Here is a 19,127-nt window from a genome sequence, read left to right as displayed (position 1 = left end):
AAAGCGGTCACGCCCCAAGCTGCAGGGAATTTCTCAGCAGTCGCCGCAGGGGATCGTCGTGCTCCGGCGCGGCCGCAGATAGTAGGTCTCGCTCATCGAAATGTGGCTGAAAGCCGAGGTCAGTCCAAGCCGCTCCTTGCTGTCCGCCGCCCAGGTGATGATCGGCTCATAGGCGAGGTCGCTCTCGACGCGGATGAGGAAGGTGCCCTTGACGTTGAGCGCGGTGGGAATCGTGGTGGTGCTGGTCTTCGCGGCATCGGGGCTGGTGGCCCCGTTGAGCAGCTTGCGCGACCAGACGACCTGCACCTTAGGCGTTGTATCGGTGGTGACCTCTATCGCCGTGATGACGATCTTGGGATCCGACCGGTTGTAGGGCTTCAGGGTCGAGTTGCCGATCTTCATGATCGCATCGAGATCGGCCTTGGTGATGGTGTTCTGCTGGGTGACGAGGTCCGCCACCATGCTGCCGATGCGGCTGACTTTCTTGCTGGTCTCGATGGCCTGCGAGGCCTCCATGGTCACGAAATACATGACGAGCAGCAGCGGCACGATGAAGGCAAACTCGATCGCCGCGATGCCGCGGCGATCGGCGAGAAAGCCTTTCGCTCTCGTCCAGGCCGCCAAAATTCCCCGATGTGCCCCCGCACGATACATGCCCTTACCCCCGTTTTGCCGAAGCATGCCCGCAATCTCAGTTGTCGAACGGCTCGTTCTGCCACGTCACGGACGCGAAGTGCAGCGCGGTGCCGTCGGTCATATTGGTCATCGACTTGGACATGAAGTCGGTCATGACCGGCCATTTGTAGAAGACGCGCAACATGTTCTTCGTTTCCGCCAGCCCGGGCGACACGCCGAAAGCCGTCGAGTTCGCGCCTTGAGTCAGCACGATCTGGTTGTTCACGATCTTGTAGCTCGCCGTAGCGGCGTCCGCGAAGGTCGCATATTCGCGCAAGTCCACGGATAGTCCCGGGCACTTGTTGGCGACGATGATTTCCAGCTTGGCGCAGATCATGTCCTGCAACTTGGTGCCGCTCACGTCGGCCGGCCTCAGCTGGCCGGTGCGCAACTTGCGGGCGATGTCGTCGGTGATGTTGGCCATCACTTCCTGGCCGGCAAATGAAATGCAGCTTTCGAGGATGGCGAAGACGAGGAGGGCGAAAGGCAAGGCAAGCATCGCGAATTCCATCGCCGTGCTGCCGCGCCGATCACCAAGAAAGCGGGCGCGGAGCCGTGTCCACCCGTTGCCGCGATTGTCGTCTTCGGGCGCTCGCTTCCTGTTCATGCCCTCTCCCTGCCGATCCTTGTGATGTCGGCCGGGACATTAACGAAAACCCATTGAAGCCCGGTTTGGATGACCGTTAAATTCGTCGAAGCGCCGTTAGCCGGCCGCTAACCGTAGTCGCCGAAAAGGCCGGCAGCTCAGTGGCCGGCGCTCATCTCGGCTTCCGAGGCCTTCTCGCTGTCGCTCTTGTAGGAGCTTTCGCAATACGGGGTGCAGGACATGGTCTGGATTTCGGAGCGCCTGTAGATTCTGACCGAGGATGCATCCTGCCGCACGACGGTGACCTGTTCGTCGATGATCGGGCTGCCGTCCTGGTCGAGGACGACCAGATTGGTGACGCCGAATCCCTTGCCGGTCAGCACGATGGTCGAGGCATCCTGCACGGAGGCGTCTGCAATCGCCGGATTGCCGATGACGATGGTGTCGGCCGAACGGGACAGCTTGACGATCTTGGCCTGGTTCATGGTGACTTCGATGCCGGGCCCAGCCTTGGCCGGCAGGACGAAGGCAGCGGCGGCGACAAGCACGGCAACTGGAAACGACGATCTCAACCCGGTCATCTGGACGCTCCAAGGCGGCAAACTGTTCAACGGAACATGAACGAGATTGGTGAACCAACGGTTAAGCCCCTGGTCAGGGCGATTAAGGTCGGGGTTGGATTGCCTGTCACGGCGGGCGATGGCCCTCCCTGCGACAGTCGCCGGGAATCCGCCTCTGCCGCTGCTTTGCGGGCGGCAAGGCGGCCCGCCGGTACTTTAGCTGACGGTTAACCAAGCAACGGGTTCGAGACCGGAAAGGAATCGGTAAGGCTGTTTATTAAGCCGATCGAAAGGCCTTCTCCCTAGATTGGCAGCATCCGATCAACCGGCAAGAGAAGTTGACGGAAGTGCTGTAACACGTGGAGTAGGAGCTCTCGAATGTCTAACCTCATTGCACGTTTTGTGAAGAACGAGTCCGGTGCGACCGCCATCGAATATGGCTTGATCGCCGCTCTCATCGCGCTCGCCATCATGGTCGGCGCCGGCGCCCTCGGCAATGCGCTGAACAACAAGTTCGACGCCATCGCCAACAAGGTTGAAGGTTCCTGATACCTGAAGCGAATTAGCTTCTTCAAGCGAAAGGGCCGCCTCTTCTGGCGGCCCTTTTTTCGTCATTCACGTTTTCATCAAGCCGGGCGATTTTGACTGGCCCGCCTCATCAATCGTTAATCGAACATGCCTAGGCTGCACTGGCTAGAACTCGACCGCAGGCACCGCGCCCATGCTTGAAGCCCTCATCTTCGTCGTCTTTCCGTTCTGCATGCTGTTTGCCGCGATCTCCGACATGCTGTCGATGACGATCGCCAATCGCGTGTCGGTGCTGCTGGTGGTGGTCTTTGCCTTGGTGGCGCCGCTGACGGGGATGGATTGGGCCGCCTATGGCTGGCATTTCGCGGCGGGCTTCCTGGTGCTGGCCGTGACCTTTGGCCTGTTCGCGCTCGGCGGCATGGGCGGCGGCGATGCCAAGTTGCTGGCCGCCACCGCGCTGTGGATGGGCTTCAACATCCATCTTGTCGAATACCTGGTGATTTCGACCTTCATCGGCGGGCTGCTGACGGTCGCCATCCTTGCTTACCGGAAATCGGCACTGGCGGACTTTACCGGGCACAATCCCTTCCTGCGCCATTTCGCCGACCAGACGACCGGCGTTCCCTACGGCATCGCGCTGGGCATCGGCGGTCTGATCGTCTTTCCGGATTCTCCGCTGATGGTATGGGCGCTGGAAAGGCTGGCCGCCTAGCCCTCTTGCCATCGCGCGTACGAGTTATCCGGTTTTGGACTGGGCGGCTTGGCCGCCCTTTTCGCATCCCGGAGGGCGGTTCGTTCTAATTTATGTAAACCTTAAATTAATCACGATCGTAAGCATTGCATTAACCTTGTTTTGACGATTGCGGCTGCAAAGTCCGCCCTGGCTAGGTGGTTTGCCATAGGCGAGGGTTCGGACAGATGCCAGCATCCCGACTTATAATACTGAGCGTGGCGGTGGCCGCGGCGGGCGGCGCGGGTTATGTCGCGAAGAACATGGTGGCGGTTCCGCCGCCCCGGGTCGTCGTCGATAGCCCCCAGGCGCCGGCCATCGCGCTGCAGGACGTGCTCGTCCTGTCCGGCGATGTCGCCATGGGCAGCCCGCTGGAGAACAACATCAGCTGGGAGTCGTGGCCGGCCGACGGCATCAACGCGAATTTCATCACCCGCGCCGCGGAGCCCGATGCCGTGGACAAGCTGAAGGGCTCCGTTGCCCGCGTGGCGATGTACACGGGCGAGCCGCTCAGGCGCTCCAAGCTGATCGGCGAGGGCCAGAGCTTCATGTCGTCGATCCTGCCCAGCGGCATGCGCGCCGTCGCCACCGCGATATCGGCCGACACATCGGCCGGCGGCTTCATCCTCCCCAATGATTTCGTCGACGTGATCATGACCCGCCGTTCCGACACCGGAGCAGGCGGCAGCGGGTTCACCACCGAGACCATCCTGAAGAACATCCGCGTCCTGGCGATCGACCAGACCATCCAGGAGGATGAGGAAGGCAAGAAGACCAGGGTCGGTCAGACCGCCACGCTTGAGCTGTCGCCGCAGCAGGCCGAAATCATCACGGTCGCGCAGCAGATGGCCGATCGCCTGACCCTGGCGCTGCGTCCGATCACGGACGCTCACGAAAAGAATCTGGGCGAGGCCGACTATCTCGTTTCCGGCAACGGCCGGCGCGGCACGGTGCGGATGATCAAGTCGGGCGAAGTTTCCGAAGTGGGAGCAAGGAAATGAGGCTAAAGGGTAAACTGCCCTTCATGGCGGCAGCGGCGATCGGCCTGTTCCTGCTCGGCACCAACGCGCCCGGCATGGTCGAGGCGAAGGCCGCGAACCGGAACGCCCAGGTGTCGGCGTCCACCGCCACACAACGCGTCAAGCTCGGTCTCAACAAGTCGGTGGTCATCGACCTGCCGAGCGATGCCTATGACATCCTGGTCGCCAATCCCGCGGTCGCCGATGCGGTCACCCGCACCGCGCGGCGCATCTATCTGTTCGGCAAGGCCGTGGGCGAGACCAACATTTTTGTCTTCGGCCCCAATGGCGAGCAGATCGTCAGCCTCGATCTGGCGGTCGAACGCGACGTCGCCGGGCTGGAGGACTACCTCAAGCGCTTCCTGCCGACGTCCGAGATCAAGGTCGAACTGCTGAACGACAACGTCGTTCTGACCGGAACCGTGGACACGCCTCTCGACGCCAAGCGCGCCGTCGACCTGGCGACCATCTTCGTGTCCGGCGGTGAAGCCACGACCGGCCAGTATTCGCAGACCGCCGCCGGCGGATCGGCCAATGGCGGCGTCGACATCAACAACCCCGACCAGGAACGCCGCGTCTCGAAGATCGTCAACCTGCTGCAGATCATCGGCGACGACCAGGTGACGCTGAAGGTGACCGTGGCCGAGGTCAGCCGCTCGGTGATGAAGCAGCTCGGCGTCAACATGGTCGGCAGCGGCGGCAGCAACGGCATTTCCTGGGGCGCGCTGGGCGATACGTTCAGCGGCCTCGGCAAGCCGATCTCGAACTCGGGCTTCAACGTCGGCACCTCGGCGATCCAGGCCTACATCAACGCCATGGAACAGGCCGGCGTCATGAAGACCCTGGCCGAGCCGACGCTGACCGCCGTGTCCGGCGAGAAGGCGACCTTCAAGGTCGGCGGCGAGTACAACATGGTCAACAGCGTCAGCGCCAACGTTTCGACCGACAACCAGACGGGCAACAGAACCTATTCGATCGAGAAGATCGAATACGGCATCGGCCTGGAATTCCAGCCGGTGGTGCTGTCGCCCGGCCGCATCAGCCTGAAGGTCAGGACCTCCGTATCGGAGCCGACCACGGAGGGATCGGTGTCGCTGTCGGCCGGCGGAAGGAGCCAGGGCATGAATGCGCTGTCGCTGCGCAAGCGCCTGGCGGATACGACGGTGGAACTGCCGTCCGGCGGGTCGATGATGATCGCCGGCCTCGTCCGCGACGACGTCAGGCAGGCCGTCAACGGCTTGCCCGGCCTGACCAAGATCCCGGTGCTCGGCACGCTCTTCCGCAGCCGCGACTTCGTCCGCAACGAGAGCGAGCTCGTCATCATCATCACGCCCTATCTGGCCAAGCCGGTCGCACGCAACGAACTTGCCAAGCCGGACGACAATTTCAACGCCCCGAGCGACGGCGCAGGCATGTTCCTTGGCCGCGTCAATCGCGTCTACGGCACCATGCAGACCGACAGACCCGCCGGCCGCTATCACGGCGTTGTCGGGTTCATCTACAAGTGAGCGGGGAAGCGGACATGTTTCAGTCGACATCGAACACCACCGCGGCGCCGGCAAGGTCCGGTCGCGAGCGGATCCGCCGCTCCGTAGCCCCGGTCCTGGCCGTCCTGCTCGCCGCATCGCTCGCCGGCTGCGCCGGTTGGAAACGCGACAGCGTCACGGTCGGCGCCATCCCCGACGACTATCGCACCACCCATCCGATCGTCATCGCGGAAAAGAACCAGAAGATCGATCTTCCCGTCGGCGCCGGCGATCGCGGCATGACCGGCGCCCAGCGCGACACGCTGCTCGGCTTCCTCGACGGCTATGACAAGAGTGCGGCCCCGTCGCTGACCATCGCGATCCCGAGAGGCTCGGCCAACGAGGTGGCGGCCTTGGTGGCCGGTCGCGATTTCGCGCGGGTCGCCGCCGCCTCTGGCGTCAAGCGCGACCGCATCGTCATGACGTCGTATCAGTCGGCGGTTCCGGAAGCTTCGGCGCCGGTGCGCGTCGCCTTCGTGGCGGTGAGGGCGCAGACGGACAGATGCGGCCGCTGGCCGGAAGACCTGCTGCAGAATTCGGAAAACAAGCACTACGCCGATTTCGGCTGCTCGTACCAGAACAACCTTGCCGCCCAGATGGCCAATCCCAACGATCTGCTCGGGCCGCGCAAGCAGTCCGACATCGACGCCGAAAATCGCGGCGCGGTGATCGACCTTTACCGCTCGAGAGGCATTTCGAACGAATTCCTCGGCAACTCGGAAGTGACCTACTGAGTGGCGCAAGTCAGGAAGAGAGCATGACAATGAGCAATCTTGCCTATGACGCGCCTGTGGATGGCGGCGATACATCGCAACAGGACATCGCCGCGATGCAGGCATTGCGGCCGGTGCCGCGCATCTCGATCCAGGCATTTTGCGAGACCGAGGGCGTCGCCAGTCCGGTCCGCCTCGCCGGCGACGACCGGCGCATGGCGAAGGCCCACCTGAAGGTCCATATGGGCGGCATCGCCACGGCGATCGAGTTCTACCAGTCGGCGCCGACGCCGAACCTGATCCTGCTGGAATCGCGCAGCGAGCCGAAGCAGCTGCTGGAGCAGCTCGCCCAGCTTTCCGAATATTGCGATCCGTCCTCGAAGGTCGTGGTGATCGGCCACTACAACGATGTCGGCCTCTATCGCGAGCTCATCCGCTCCGGCATTTCCGAATATGTCATCGCGCCGGTGTCGATGACCGACATCGTCAGCGTGGTCTCGTCGATCTTCGTCGATCCGGAGGCCGAACCGATCGGCCGCTCGATCGCCTTCATCGGCGCCAAGGGCGGCGTCGGTTCCTCGACCATCGCGCACAATGTCGCCTGGGCGATGTCGTCGCTGTTCAAGTCCGAGGTGGTCGTCGCCGATCTCGATCTTGCTTTCGGAACCGCCAACATCAATTTCGATCAGGATCCGGCGCAAGGCATCGCCGAGGCGGTGTTTTCGCCTGAGCGTGTCGACGAGGTCTATCTCGACCGGCTGCTTGCGCAATGCGCCGAGCATTTGTCGCTGCTCGCCGCTCCGTCAACGCTCGAACGGGTCTACGACTTCGATCCCGATGCCTTCTCGCAGCTCATCGACACCGCCCAGCGCAGCGCGCCGCTGCTGGTCCTCGACGTGCCGCATATCTGGTCAGGCTGGAGCAAGAGCATCCTCGTCAAGGCGGATGAGGTGGTCATCACCGCGACGCCGGAACTGGCCAATCTGCGCAACACCAAGAACATGGTGGACATGCTGAAACGGCTGCGCCCGAACGATCCGCCGCCAAGGCTTGTCATCAATCAGGCAGGCGTTCCGAAGCGTCCCGAGATCGGACCGACGGACTTTTCCGAACCGCTCGGCATCACGCCGATGGCGGTCATCCAATTCGAACCGCTGCTGTTCGGCAACGCCGCCAACAACGGCCGCATGCTGGGCGAGATGGACGCCAAGAGCCCGATCGTCGGCATCATCGACGAGATCGCGCATGTGCTGACCGGACGAAGCGAAATCAAGATCAAGAAGAAGGCGGGCCTCGGCTCGCTTCTCGGCAAGCTCTCGCGCAACAAGAAGTGACGCACCCAGAGGCGGATGATTTCAGGTCGAATGGACCTGAAATCTGAATCCGCCTCTAAATCGAAGAAAGTAGAGCATGATGTCGTCCGAAAGCCGCTTCACACGTTTCGGCATCCTGCTCTGGGCGGAATTGGTAGTCGATCATGTTTGGTAAGAGAGGCTCTGACGACGGCAACCGGTCCAAGCCGGAATTCCGCCAGCCGGCACCGGGCCCCGTTGCGCCTGGATCCGCGGACACGGCTGTTCTAGCGCGCCCCGCCGCGCCGGCGCAGTCGGGAGAGTTGGCCGCCCAGCCCGCCCGTCGCCCGGTCGAGCCGCCGCCGCTGGCGCCGGAGCCGAAGAAGGTCCAGCGCGAGCGCAGCGAGACCTACTACGACACCAAGAGCCAGGTCTTTTCCGCTCTCATCGACACGATCGACCTGTCGCAGCTCGCCAAGCTCGATCCCGAAAGCGCGCGCGAGGAAATCCGCGACATCGTCAACGACATCATCGCGATCAAGAATTTCGCGATGTCGATCGCCGAGCAGGAACAACTGCTCGAGGACATCTGCAACGACGTGCTCGGCTACGGTCCGCTGGAGCCTCTGCTTGCCCGCGACGACATCGCCGACATCATGGTCAACGGCTCCAAGAACGTCTACATCGAAGTCAACGGCAAGGTCGAACAGACCAGCATCCGCTTCCGCGACAATCAGCAGCTCCTCAACATCTGCCAGCGCATCGTCAGCCAGGTTGGTCGCCGTGTCGACGAATCGAGCCCGATCTGCGACGCCCGCCTTCCCGACGGTTCGCGTGTCAACGTCATCGCGCCGCCGCTCTCCATCGACGGCACCGCGCTCACCATCCGCAAGTTCAAGAAGGACAAGCTGACGCTCGACCAGCTGGTCAAGTTCGGCGCGATCTCGCCGCAGGGCGCCGAGGTCCTCAAGATCATCGGCCGCGTCCGCTGCAATGTCGTCATCTCGGGCGGCACCGGCTCGGGCAAGACGACGCTGCTCAACTGCCTGACCAACTACATCGATCGCGAGGAGCGGGTCATCACCTGCGAGGACTCGGCGGAACTGCAGCTGCAGCAGCCGCACGTGGTTCGCCTCGAAACCCGTCCGCCGAATCTTGAAGGCGAGGGCGAGGTCACCATGCGCGACCTGGTCAAGAACTGCCTGCGCATGCGGCCCGAGCGGATCATCGTCGGCGAAGTGCGCGGACCGGAAGTGTTCGACTTGCTGCAGGCGATGAACACCGGCCACGACGGCTCGATGGGAACGATCCACTCCAACAGCCCGCGCGAGTGCCTGAACCGTATCGAATCGATGATCGCGATGGGCGGCTACTCGCTGCCGCAAAAGACCGTGCGCGAAATCGTCGTCGGCTCCGTCGACGTGATCATCCAGGCGGCCCGCCTGCGCGACGGATCGCGGCGTATCACCCACATCACCGAGGTGATCGGCATGGAGGGTGACGTCATCATCACCCAGGACCTCATCCTCTACAACATCAAGGGTGAGGACGCGAGCGGCAGGCTGATCGGCGAGCACGTATCGACCGGCATCGGCCGCCCGCATTTCTGGGATCGTGCCCGCTATTATGGCGAGGAGCAGCGCCTCGCGACCGCGCTCGAGGCCATGGAGAAAAACGCTGGCTGAGGTATCTGGAGGCGTAGGGGCTCTGGTCGATGTTCGGAATTGACAGCACCGTATTGGCGTTTGTCGTGCTGGCCGGCTTCAGCGCCGGGGCGGTGGCCTATGCTTTCCTGTTCAACCGCATCAGCAACGAGAAGCAGGTCGGCAAGCGGCTTGAGACCATCAAGACCGCCGAAACCGACCGGTCCGTCGTCAAGGCCTCGCGCGACCGCGCCGCCGAGGCGGTGAAGCGGCGAAAATCCCTCCAGGATTCGCTGAAGCAGCTCGACGAGAAGCAGCGATCCAACGATCGCATCGTCAAGAAGCCACCGCTGAAGGTGCAGATCCGCCAGGCCGGCATGCAGGTTTCCATCGAACGCTTCTACATCTACTCGGCGATCTGCGGCATCGTGCTCACTGTGCTCGCCTATCTGGCCACCGCGCCCTTGCTGGTGCTGCCTGGCGCATTGCTGGCTGGCGGCCTCGGCCTGCCGCGCTGGTTCGTCTCGTTCCGCCGGACCCGCCGGGTCAAGGCATTCCTCAACGAGTTTCCCAACGCCCTCGACATCATCGTGCGCGCCGTCAAGTCGGGCCTGCCCCTCAACGACGCCATCCGTCTGATCGCCAACGAATCTCCGGAGCCGGTCAGGACCGAGTTCCGCCGCATCATCGATTCGCAGCAGATGGGCATGTCGATCCCCGATGCCACCATGCGCATGTCCGAAACCATGCCGTGCGCGGAGGCTGGCTTCTTCGGCATCGTCATCCAGATACAGTCGCAGGCCGGCGGCAACCTCTCCGAGGCGCTGGGCAATCTCTCTCGCGTGCTGCGCGACCGCAAGAAGATGAAGGCCAAGGTGCAGGCGCTGTCGATGGAGGCGAAAGCTTCGGCCGTCATCATCGGCGCCCTGCCTTTCGTCGTTGCCTTCCTCGTCTATCTGTCGAGCCCGAACTACATCATGCCGCTGTTCACCACCAGCACAGGCAACCTGATCATCGGCTGTTCCCTGGTCTGGATGTCGATTGGCATCCTGGTGATGCGCAAGATGATGAACTTCGAAGTCTAGGGGGCGTCCATGACGGACCAGGTCGTCAAATCGCTTACCGATCCCGCCTTCCTGATCGCCTTGCTGGTCGGCATCGCGGTGTTCGCGACGGTCTTCACGCTGTTGCCCGCGCTCGGCGGCAACCAGCTCAAGTCGCGCATGAAATCGGTGGCGCTCGAGCGCGAGGAGTTGCGCGCCAAGCAACGCGTTCGGCTGGCCAACGAAGCCGATCGCCGCCGCAAGGGCCTGCGCGAGGAACAGTCGATCGGCATGCGCAACATCGTCGAGCGGCTGGATCTCAGGCGCGCGCTGGCCGATGAGGGAACGCTGCAGAAGCTCAAGGTGGCGGGTTTTCGCGGCCAGAATCCGCTGACGCGCTTTCTCTTCTTCCGCCTGGTTCTGCCCTTTGTCGGTTTCGCCCTGGCGGCCGTCTACCTTTTCGTGCTCGGCGGCCTGCCCCTGCAGCCGCCCTTCATCAAGCTGTTCGTCTGTGTCGTGGTTGCCTATGGCGGCTTCTACGCGCCGATCCTTTACGTCAACAACCGCGCCACCAAGCGCAAGCAGTCGATCCAGCTGGCCTGGCCCGACGCGCTCGACCTGATGCTGATCTGCGTCGAGTCGGGCATGTCGGTCGAGGCGGCGCTGCGCAAGGTCGCCGACGAGATCGGCGGGCAGTCGGTGGCGCTCGCGGAAGAATTCGTGCTTACCAACGCCGAGCTCTCCTACCTGCAGGAGCGCAAGGTGGCTTACGAGAATCTCGCCAGCCGCACCGGCCTGGAATCGGTCAAGTCGGTGACGCAGGCGCTGGTCCAGGCCGAACGTTACGGCACGCCGGTCGCGCATGCGCTACGCGTGCTGGCCTCGGAAAGCCGTGACATGCGCATGAATGCGGCCGAGAAGAAGGCAGCCGCCCTGCCGCCCAAGCTCACCGTGCCGATGATCCTTTTCTTCCTGCCGGTGCTGTTCGCCATCATCCTGGGACCGGCCGGCATCCAGGTCAGCCAGCGCGGCATCTTCGGCGATCAGCACAACACCAGCAGCCAGTAAGGCAGCCCGGACGCTGACGAAAAAGCTGCGCTTGACGCCGGCAATGGCCGCTGGCGTGACTGACAGGCTTTGGGAGATCAGTGATATTGTCGCGCTGATCGAGAAGAAGGCAGCCGAGACGCCGGCTGCGCGCGCCGAAGCAAACGGGACAGCCAATGATTGTGAGGATAGCGGAGCTGGAGATCGACGCCGACTGCCTCGACGCCTACGCCGCCCTTATCGCTGAAGAGACTGAAGCCTCCGTGAGGCTGGAGCCCGGGGTGCTTTTTCTGTTCGCGGTTTCGGTCAGGGAAAGCCCGCATCTCGTCCGCGTCATTGAGGGCTATGCCGATCAGGCGGCTTATGAAATGCACCTGACCACGCCGCATTTTCTCAAATACAAGGCCGAGACCGCCGGTATGGTGAAGTCTCTCCGTCTCATCGAAACCGATCCGATCTCGCTGAAAGCCAAAGCTCAAATCTGGAACTGAGTCACTGCCGATGACCTTGAAGAATCGGCTGACGCGCCGGCGATGCCGTCAGTTGGTCGCGGCCTTGTCCTTGTCCTGGTCCTTCAACTGGCTCCAGGCGTTCTGCTGGGCGAGCATCTGGCGCAGATAGGCGACATTGGCTTGCGCCTGGTCGGGTGAGAGTTCCTGTGAGGCGATCTTCTCGGCCTCGTCGAAGCGGCCTTGCAGGCCGACGACCAGCGCCAGGTTCTGGCGCACGCGGCTGTCGGCGTTGGGCTGCTGGGCCGCTGAGCGCATGTAGGTCTCGGCCGTGCGCAAATCGCCTTCCAGCACATAGGACATGCCGAGATTGGACAGGATCGAGGGTTCGTTCGGCTTGAGGTCGAGCGCCTTGCGATAGTCCTGGCGCGCCTCGTCCCGCTGGCCGAGCTGGTCTAGGATCGCGGCCTCCGCCGACACCAGCCGCCAGTCCGGATATTCCGGCGTCTGCGCGCGGCGCACGGCGTCCAGCGCCGGCTCGAACTGCCCGTTGGCGGCGAGCGCCTTGCCGTAGGCGGCGAGCACGTCGCGGTCCTTGGGCAGCGCGATCGCCAGCTTGCGCATGACGGCAAGGGACTGGTCGGCATCGCCGTCCATCTGCAGCGCCGCCGCGTAATTGGTGGCGATCCGTTTGTCGGTGGGGTTCTTGGCATAGGATTCGCCAAGCCTGGTCGTTGCGCTGTGCAACTCGGTCGCCGACATGGTCTCCAGCGGCTTGCTGTTGGAGCGCGTGATCGAGCCGGTGGTGAACTTGCTGGTCCCGCAGCCAGCGACACTTGCCGCGAGTGCTGCCATGAAGACCGTGGTGATCAGCCGCTTGCCCGTGGTGTTCATCAAACCGTTGATCAGCATCGGCCTGCGGCCTCCATCCATCTGCGGCCTTGCGTGGCCGTCTTCCCTCCCGAAGAAATATTCTGTTAACCCTAACGGACAGTTAAGAAAGGCCCCTGAAGCTCCCATTGTCCCTGCTGTTAGGGCAGGCCCACCCTTGCGCGTGTCGAACGGACGATACGCTGGCCGGCGCCGTCGCCCGAATTCTCGTTGGATTTTTCTGACGCTTCTGCCAGTGAACAATGACCAAGCGTCCTTAGCCGGAGACCATCGAATGCCAGTCGAACTCGTCGAGACGAAATCCACGGCCGCGCTGCCGGTTCATCTGGTCACCGGCGGCGGCCTCGAGGCCGCCGGCCTCGCGCCGGCCGCGATTGCCTGGGCCAGGGCCAACGGCTTTGCCGGCGAGGCCGGCAGGACGCTGACCCTGCCCGGCGAAGACGGCGCGCTCGCCGGCGCCTTGTTCGGCCTTGGCGACGGCGAGGGCACGCTTGCCGTTGGCGCCCTGGCGAGGGCGTTGCCCGAAGGCGACTGGCATTTCGCCACCGAGCCGGCCTGGCCGGATCTGGCCGCGACCGGGCTGGTGCTTGGCGGCTATGCCTTCACCCGCTACGGCAAGAAGCCTGGCAAGGCGCTGCGCTTCGTGCTGCCGGCGGGTGCCGATGCCGCGCATGTCCGCCGCATCGCCGATGGCGTTTTCCTGACCCGTGATCTGGTCAACACGCCGACCAGCGACATGGGGCCGGACGAGCTGGAAAGGGCGGCGCGGACGCTGGCCTCGGCGCAGGACGCCGAGGTGTCGGTGATCAAGGGTGACGATCTCTTGAAGCAGAATTTCCCGATGATCCATGCCGTCGGCCGCGCCTCATCCGGCGCGCCGCGGCTGATCGACCTGCTCTGGGGCTCGCCGGATGCGCCGAAGGTGACGCTGGTCGGCAAGGGCGTGTGCTTCGACACCGGCGGCCTCGACATCAAGCCCTCGTCGGGCATGCTGTTGATGAAGAAGGACATGGGCGGCGCGGCCAACGTGCTTGGGCTGGCGTCGATGATCATGGCTGCCAGGCTCAACGTGCGGCTGCGCGTCTTGATCCCGGCGGTCGAGAATTCGATTGCCGGCAACGCCTTCCGGCCGGGCGACGTGCTGACGAGCCGCAAGGGCATCACCGTCGAGATCGGTAACACCGATGCCGAAGGGCGGCTGGTGCTGGCCGACGCGCTGGCGCTCGCCGACGACGAGCAGCCCGAGCTGCTGATCGACATGGCGACGTTGACGGGTGCCGCTCGCGTCGCGCTCGGCCCGGACCTGCCGCCTTTCTACACCGGCGACGATACGCTGGCGTCCGAGCTGTCGGCGGCCGCCGTCGCCGTGGAGGATCCTCTGTGGCGCATGCCGCTGTGGCGGCCTTACGATGCAAAGCTGTCGTCGAAGATCGCCGACATCAACAACGTCACCACCGACGGCTTCGCCGGTTCGATCACGGCGGCGCTGTTCCTCAAGCGCTTCGTCGAGAAGACGCCGCGCTGGGCGCATTTCGACATCTTCGCCTGGAACCCGTCCGATCGCCCATACGGCATCACCGGCGGCGAGGCGCAAGGCATCCGGGCGCTGGAGCGGATCATCTCCAAGCGATTTGCGTGACGCATCCGGGACGGCCGGCAAGATGCCGCCACTGAAACGGAACCGAAACAATTTGCCGGCATGCTGGCGCGATGTCGATCTCGATGCGCCCGAGCCAGGCCCTCAGACTGTGGCAGCAGGTGATGCTGTCGCAGGTGCGCGACGGCTCGCCCGATCTCACCATGCGCCAGACGGCGATCCTGTTCACCATCTATCTCGACCCGCCGCCGCATACGGTGCGTGGGCTGGCCGCCCGGCTCAACGTCACCAAGCCGGTCATCACCCGAGCGCTCGACACGATGGGGGCGCTGAAGCTGGTGTCGCGCCACCGCGACGAGCTCGACAAGCGCAACGTCCTGATCCGGCGCACGGTCGAGGGCGCGCTCTTTGTCGAGCGTTTCGGCGATGGTATCATCGCCAGGGCCCATGAACTGCCCATCTGACCGATTGTCCATCTGACCGAGTGCTCGATTTGACCGCCAGGGATGCCCGCCTTCACGCCTTCCGTTCCGATCTCGCCGATGCCAGGCTGAAGGGAGAGGTCTCAGCCGATCGTTTCGTCGCCGGCCGGCCGGCGCGGATTTCGGTGTCCGTCGCCGACCTGCGCAAGGCGCCGCTCCCGGATGCCGGCGTCAACACGCAGGCCCTGTTCGGCGACGACGTGCTCGTTTTCGAGGACAGCGCAGGCTGGGCCTGGATCCAGGCCGAGCGTGACGGCTATGTCGGCTATGTCGCCGACACGGTGCTCGGTTCACGCGAGCAGGCGCCGACCCATATCGTTTCGGTACCGCGCACCTTCCTCTATCCGGGGCCGGACCTGCGCTTTCCAGTGAGCGGCCAATTGTCGATGGGATCGGCGGTGACGGTGACCGGCGCCGCCGAAACGCGCGGCACGCACTATGCTCTCTTGTCGTCGGGCCAGGCGCTCATCGCGGCCCATCTGCAGCCTGCCGGCGAGACTGCGGCCGACTATGTTTCGGTGGCGGAAAGTTTTCTCGGCACGCCCTATCTCTGGGGCGGGGTCTCGGGCTTCGGCATCGATTGTTCCGGCCTCGTGCAGTTGGCGATGCGCATGGCCGGCAGGGACGTGCTGCGCGATTCCGATATGCAGGCGGCCTCGATCGGCAAGCCGCTCGATCCGGGCCCGGACTTCACCGGCATGCGGCGCGGCGACCTAGTCTTCTGGAAAGGCCATGTCGCGATCATGACCGATGCCGACACAATGATCCATGCCAACGGCCACACCATGCTGGTCTCGCGCGAGGGACTGAAGGACGCCGTCGCCCGCATCGGCTATCTCTATGGCGGGCCGACGGGGTTCCGGCGACCGTGATCTTTCCTTCTCCCCGTTCACGGGGAGAAGGTGCCCGAAGGGCGGGTGAGGGGCGGCGCGAACCCCTGATTGTTCGCGCTGACGGCCAACCTCTGATCGCCGGCGCGGCCCCTCACCTGCCTGCCGGCATCCTCCCCCCGTAAACCGGGCGAGGAAGGATGATCCCCTTTTGTTCCGATTTTCCTTGGCGTTCGCGCGCCGTCGCGCTACCTCTGGCGGGTGACAGAGCAGCCGCGCCTCGCCGAACAGAATGCCGCAGTGGTCCTGCCCGAACCATTCGTCAGATGGTTCGCTGAAAAGGGCTGGGCGCCGCGTGCCCATCAGCTCGAGCTTTTGGCGCGGGCTCAGGCCGGCCAGTCGGTGCTGCTGATCGCGCCGACCGGCGCCGGCAAGACGCTGGCCGGCTTCATGCCCTCGCTCACCGAGCTCGCCAACCGTCCCAGGCGGAAACCCGGCCAGGCGCATCGCGGCATCCACACGCTCTACATCTCGCCGCTCAAGGCGCTCGCCGTCGACATCGAGCGCAATCTCGGCAAGCCGGTGGAGGAGATCGGCCTGCCGGTCACCATCGAGACCCGCACCGGCGACACGCCCTCACACAAACGCCAGCGGCAGAAGCTGGCGCCGCCCGACATCCTGCTCACGACGCCCGAGCAATTGGCGCTGCTGATCGCGGCCGGCGACGCCAGGCGCTTCTTCGAGGATCTGCGCTATGTCGTGCTCGACGAGCTGCATTCGCTGGTGACTTCGAAGCGCGGCCATCTCCTGGCGCTCGGCCTGGCAAGGCTGCGCAACTTTGTGCCCGGACTGCAGACGATCGGATTGTCGGCAACGGTGGCCGAACCGGACGAGTTGCGGCGCTGGCTGGTCAGCCAGAATCCACCTGATGACATGGCCGAACTGATCGTCGTCACCGGCGGCGCCAAGCCGGAAATCTCCATCCTCGATTCGGAAGAGCACGTGCCGTGGGCGGGACATTCCGCCCGTTACGCCACGCCGGAGATCTATCGCGAGATCAAGCGCCACAAGACGACCTTGCTGTTCGTCAACACCCGTAGCCAGGCCGAACTGCTGTTCCAGGAACTATGGCGGGTCAATGAGGACACGCTGCCGATCGCGCTGCATCACGGTTCGCTGGATGTCGCGCAGCGCCGCCGCGTCGAGAAGGCGATGGGCGAGAATGCGCTGCGCGCCATCGTCGCCACCTCGACGCTCGATCTCGGCATCGACTGGGGCGATGTCGATCTGGTCGTTCATGTCGGCGCGCCGAAGGGGGCAAGCCGGCTGGCGCAGCGGATCGGCCGCGCCAACCATCGCATGGACGAACCGTCGAAGGCGATCCTGATCCCCGCCAACCGCTTCGAGGTGCTGGAGTGCCGGGCCGCCCTCGACGCCAACTATCTTGGCGCGCAGGACACGCCGCCGCTGGTCGATGGCGGGCTCGACGTGCTGGCCCAGCATGTCCTGGGTTGCGCCTGTGGCGCGCCATTCCACGCCGACGCGCTGTTCGAGGAGGTCAGATCGGCGGCGCCTTATGCCAGCCTCGACCGGCCGACATTCGACCGGGTGATAGATTTCGTCGCCACCGGTGGCTACGCCTTGAAGAACTACGAGCGCTACGCCCGCATCCGCCTGAACAAGGACGGGATGTGGCGCGTATCCAATCCTCGCGTCGCCCAGCAGTACCGGCTGAACGTCGGCACCATCATCGAGGTGCCGGCCCTCAACGTGCGCTACGTGCAGGCCGGCAGCAAAGGGTCGGCTTCGCGCGGCGGCCGGGTCCTCGGCAAGATCGAGGAGGCGTTCCTGGAGACGCTGACTCATGGCGATACCTTCATGTTTGCCGGGAAGGTGCTGCGCTTCGAAGGCATTCGCGAGAATGAATGCTTCGTGTCGAACGCGCCCGGCAGCGATGCCAAGGTGCCCTACTATGGCGGCGGCAAGTTTCCGCTTTCGACCTATCTCGCCGAGCAGGTGCGCGCCATGCTGGACGATCCGCGGCGTTGGAAGAAGCTGCCGGAGCAGGTCGCCGACTGGCTGCGTTTCCAGGCCGACAAGTCGGTGCTGCCCAAACGCGATGATCTCCTGATAGAAACTTTTCCGCGCGGCAACCGCCACTATCTGGTCGCCTATCCGTTCGAGGGCAGGCTGGCGCACCAGACGCTCGGCATGTTGCTCACCCGCCGGCTCGACAGGGCGGGCGCCAGGCCGCTCGGCTTCGTCGCCACCGACTATGCGCTTGCCATATGGTCGCTGGCCGACATGGGCATGATGTTCAGGGCGAAAACACCTTCCTTGCCCACCCTCTTCGACCAGGACATGCTGGGTGACGATCTCGAGGCGTGGTTCGCCGACAGTTGGCTGCTGAAACGCACCTTCCGCAATTGTGCGCTGATCTCGGGACTGATCGAGAAACGCCACCCGGGCAAGGAGAAGAGCGGCCGTCAGGTCACCGTATCGACCGATCTCGTCTATGACGTGCTGCGCAGCCACGAGCCCGACCATATCCTGCTGCAGGCGACGCGTGCCGATGCGGCGACCGGTTTGCTCGATGTCAGCCGGCTTGCCGAGATGCTCTCGCGCATCAAGGGTCGAATCGTGCATAAGAATCTCGAGCAGATATCGCCGCTTGCCGTGCCGATCATGCTTGAGATCGGCAAGATGCCGGTGCATGGCGAAGCGGACGAAACACTGCTGATGGATGCGGCGACGCTGGTCGAGGAGGCCATGGGGCCGGGAATGAGCGAGGCATGAATTATTCGCTGACACGCGCATCGCTGATCGCCGAGGCCGATCTTGTCGGCATCGCCGGCGAACGCGCGGTCTGCGATCCGCGCGGCGTGCTCTATTTCCCCGATCTGCGGCTGCTCGCGGTGTCGGATCTGCACCTGGAGAAGGGCTCCTCCTTCGCCAGGCGCGGCGCGCTGATCCCGCCCTACGATACCGGTGCGACGCTGCTCAGGCTGCAGGCGGTGATCGCCGATTACCAGCCGGCGATCGTCATCAGCCTTGGCGATTCTTTCCACGACGGCGGCGGCGCGGCGCGTATGCATGAAAGCTTTCGCGAGCGACTGGAAAGCCTGATCGCCGGCCGCGACTGGTTCTGGATCGCCGGCAACCACGATCCGGACGCGCCGGCCGACCTGCCCGGCGAGACCGTGCGCGAGCTTGCCATCGGGTCTCTGCTCTTCAGGCACGAGCCGTCCAAGCTGCGCGTGGAGGGCGAGATATCAGGCCACCTCCATCCTTGCGCCCGGATCGTCCAGCAAGGGCGCTCCGTGCGGCGGCGCTGCTTCGCCGCCGACGGCGGCCGCATGATCATGCCGGCCTTTGGCGCCTATACCGGCTCGCTCAACGTGCTCGACCGCGCCTATGCCGGCCTGTTCCGTCGCGAGACACTGATGGCCTATATGCTCGGCGCCGAGCGCATCTTCGCTATTGCCGGCTCGATGCTGCGGCCGGGCTGAGCTGAAG

The 19,127-nt window shown here is 64.1% G+C and carries 19 protein-coding genes; 15 read left to right on the top strand and 4 right to left on the bottom strand.

Annotated elements, in window-relative coordinates; translation table 11 throughout:
- Positions 1-33: 33 nt before the first annotated feature.
- The 3 genes from EN857_RS00895 to EN857_RS00885 all read right to left on the bottom strand — a co-directional run bounded on the left by EN857_RS00895 (position 34) and on the right by EN857_RS00885 (position 1,842).
- On the bottom strand, positions 34-654 hold the full coding sequence (locus tag EN857_RS00895; RefSeq protein WP_135857575.1) for a TadE/TadG family type IV pilus assembly protein: 621 nt from the start codon (positions 652-654) through the stop codon (positions 34-36).
- Between the two features lie 37 nt (positions 655-691).
- Positions 692-1,282 (bottom strand): TadE/TadG family type IV pilus assembly protein, encoded by a 591-nt coding sequence (locus EN857_RS00890; RefSeq protein ID WP_127285908.1) that lies wholly within the window; start codon positions 1,280-1,282, stop codon positions 692-694.
- 137 nt (positions 1,283-1,419) lie between these two features.
- On the bottom strand, positions 1,420-1,842 hold the full coding sequence (locus EN857_RS00885; RefSeq protein ID WP_127285907.1) for a pilus assembly protein N-terminal domain-containing protein: 423 nt from the start codon (positions 1,840-1,842) through the stop codon (positions 1,420-1,422).
- A 357-nt stretch (positions 1,843-2,199) separates the two neighbouring features.
- Here EN857_RS00885 and EN857_RS00880 point away from each other — a divergent pair, with 357 nt between their 5' ends.
- The 10 genes from EN857_RS00880 to EN857_RS00835 all read left to right on the top strand — a co-directional run bounded on the left by EN857_RS00880 (position 2,200) and on the right by EN857_RS00835 (position 11,853).
- On the top strand, positions 2,200-2,370 hold the full coding sequence (locus EN857_RS00880; RefSeq protein WP_127285906.1) for a Flp family type IVb pilin: 171 nt from the start codon (positions 2,200-2,202) through the stop codon (positions 2,368-2,370).
- A gap of 172 nt (positions 2,371-2,542) precedes the next feature.
- Complete coding sequence (locus EN857_RS00875; RefSeq protein ID WP_127285905.1) at positions 2,543-3,061, top strand: prepilin peptidase; 519 nt, start codon at positions 2,543-2,545, stop codon at positions 3,059-3,061.
- Positions 3,062-3,267: 206 nt separating this feature from the next.
- Positions 3,268-4,080 (top strand): Flp pilus assembly protein CpaB, encoded by an 813-nt coding sequence (gene cpaB / locus EN857_RS00870; protein WP_135857573.1) that lies wholly within the window; start codon positions 3,268-3,270, stop codon positions 4,078-4,080.
- Positions 4,077-5,606: a type II and III secretion system protein family protein gene (locus tag EN857_RS00865; RefSeq protein WP_135857571.1), complete on the top strand. Its 1,530-nt coding sequence runs from the start codon at positions 4,077-4,079 to the stop codon at positions 5,604-5,606. The genes cpaB and EN857_RS00865 overlap by 4 nt, the downstream gene beginning before the upstream one ends.
- A gap of 14 nt (positions 5,607-5,620) precedes the next feature.
- Positions 5,621-6,358, top strand: a complete 738-nt coding sequence (locus tag EN857_RS00860; RefSeq protein ID WP_135857569.1) for a CpaD family pilus assembly protein — start codon at positions 5,621-5,623, stop codon at positions 6,356-6,358.
- Between the two features lie 29 nt (positions 6,359-6,387).
- Complete coding sequence (locus EN857_RS00855; RefSeq protein ID WP_189379817.1) at positions 6,388-7,671, top strand: CpaE family protein; 1,284 nt, start codon at positions 6,388-6,390, stop codon at positions 7,669-7,671.
- 143 nt (positions 7,672-7,814) lie between these two features.
- On the top strand, positions 7,815-9,314 hold the full coding sequence (locus EN857_RS00850; protein ID WP_128272645.1) for a CpaF family protein: 1,500 nt from the start codon (positions 7,815-7,817) through the stop codon (positions 9,312-9,314).
- Positions 9,315-9,343: 29 nt separating this feature from the next.
- Positions 9,344-10,357 (top strand): type II secretion system F family protein, encoded by a 1,014-nt coding sequence (locus EN857_RS00845; protein WP_127285595.1) that lies wholly within the window; start codon positions 9,344-9,346, stop codon positions 10,355-10,357.
- 9 nt (positions 10,358-10,366) lie between these two features.
- On the top strand, positions 10,367-11,383 hold the full coding sequence (locus tag EN857_RS00840) for a type II secretion system F family protein (protein WP_127285596.1): 1,017 nt from the start codon (positions 10,367-10,369) through the stop codon (positions 11,381-11,383).
- A 155-nt stretch (positions 11,384-11,538) separates the two neighbouring features.
- On the top strand, positions 11,539-11,853 hold the full coding sequence (locus EN857_RS00835) for a putative quinol monooxygenase (RefSeq protein WP_128272648.1): 315 nt from the start codon (positions 11,539-11,541) through the stop codon (positions 11,851-11,853).
- A gap of 48 nt (positions 11,854-11,901) precedes the next feature.
- Here EN857_RS00835 and EN857_RS00830 read toward each other — a convergent pair whose 3' ends face one another.
- Entirely contained in the window at positions 11,902-12,723 is an 822-nt protein-coding gene (locus EN857_RS00830) for a tetratricopeptide repeat protein (protein WP_127285598.1), read from the bottom strand.
- Positions 12,724-12,976: 253 nt separating this feature from the next.
- Here EN857_RS00830 and EN857_RS00825 point away from each other — a divergent pair, with 253 nt between their 5' ends.
- From EN857_RS00825 to pdeM, 5 genes are all read left to right on the top strand, one after another.
- Positions 12,977-14,341: a leucyl aminopeptidase family protein gene (locus EN857_RS00825; RefSeq protein WP_135857567.1), complete on the top strand. Its 1,365-nt coding sequence runs from the start codon at positions 12,977-12,979 to the stop codon at positions 14,339-14,341.
- Positions 14,342-14,412: 71 nt separating this feature from the next.
- Positions 14,413-14,763, top strand: a complete 351-nt coding sequence (locus tag EN857_RS00820) for a MarR family winged helix-turn-helix transcriptional regulator (protein ID WP_127285600.1) — start codon at positions 14,413-14,415, stop codon at positions 14,761-14,763.
- Positions 14,764-14,792: 29 nt separating this feature from the next.
- Positions 14,793-15,653 carry an NlpC/P60 family protein gene (locus EN857_RS00815; protein WP_189521627.1) on the top strand — a complete coding sequence of 287 codons (861 nt, stop codon included), beginning with the start codon at positions 14,793-14,795 and terminating at the stop codon, positions 15,651-15,653.
- A 219-nt stretch (positions 15,654-15,872) separates the two neighbouring features.
- Complete coding sequence (locus EN857_RS00810; RefSeq protein ID WP_135857563.1) at positions 15,873-18,407, top strand: ligase-associated DNA damage response DEXH box helicase; 2,535 nt, start codon at positions 15,873-15,875, stop codon at positions 18,405-18,407.
- Positions 18,404-19,120, top strand: coding sequence for a ligase-associated DNA damage response endonuclease PdeM (pdeM, locus tag EN857_RS00805; protein ID WP_135857561.1), 717 nt, complete (start codon positions 18,404-18,406; stop codon positions 19,118-19,120). The genes EN857_RS00810 and pdeM overlap by 4 nt, the downstream gene beginning before the upstream one ends.
- The last annotated feature ends 7 nt before the right edge of the window (positions 19,121-19,127 follow it).

Source organism: Mesorhizobium sp. M4B.F.Ca.ET.214.01.1.1 (assembly GCF_004791545.1).
GTDB lineage: Bacteria > Pseudomonadota > Alphaproteobacteria > Rhizobiales > Rhizobiaceae > Mesorhizobium > Mesorhizobium abyssinicae.
This window is presented reverse-complemented; position numbering and strand designations above follow the sequence as displayed.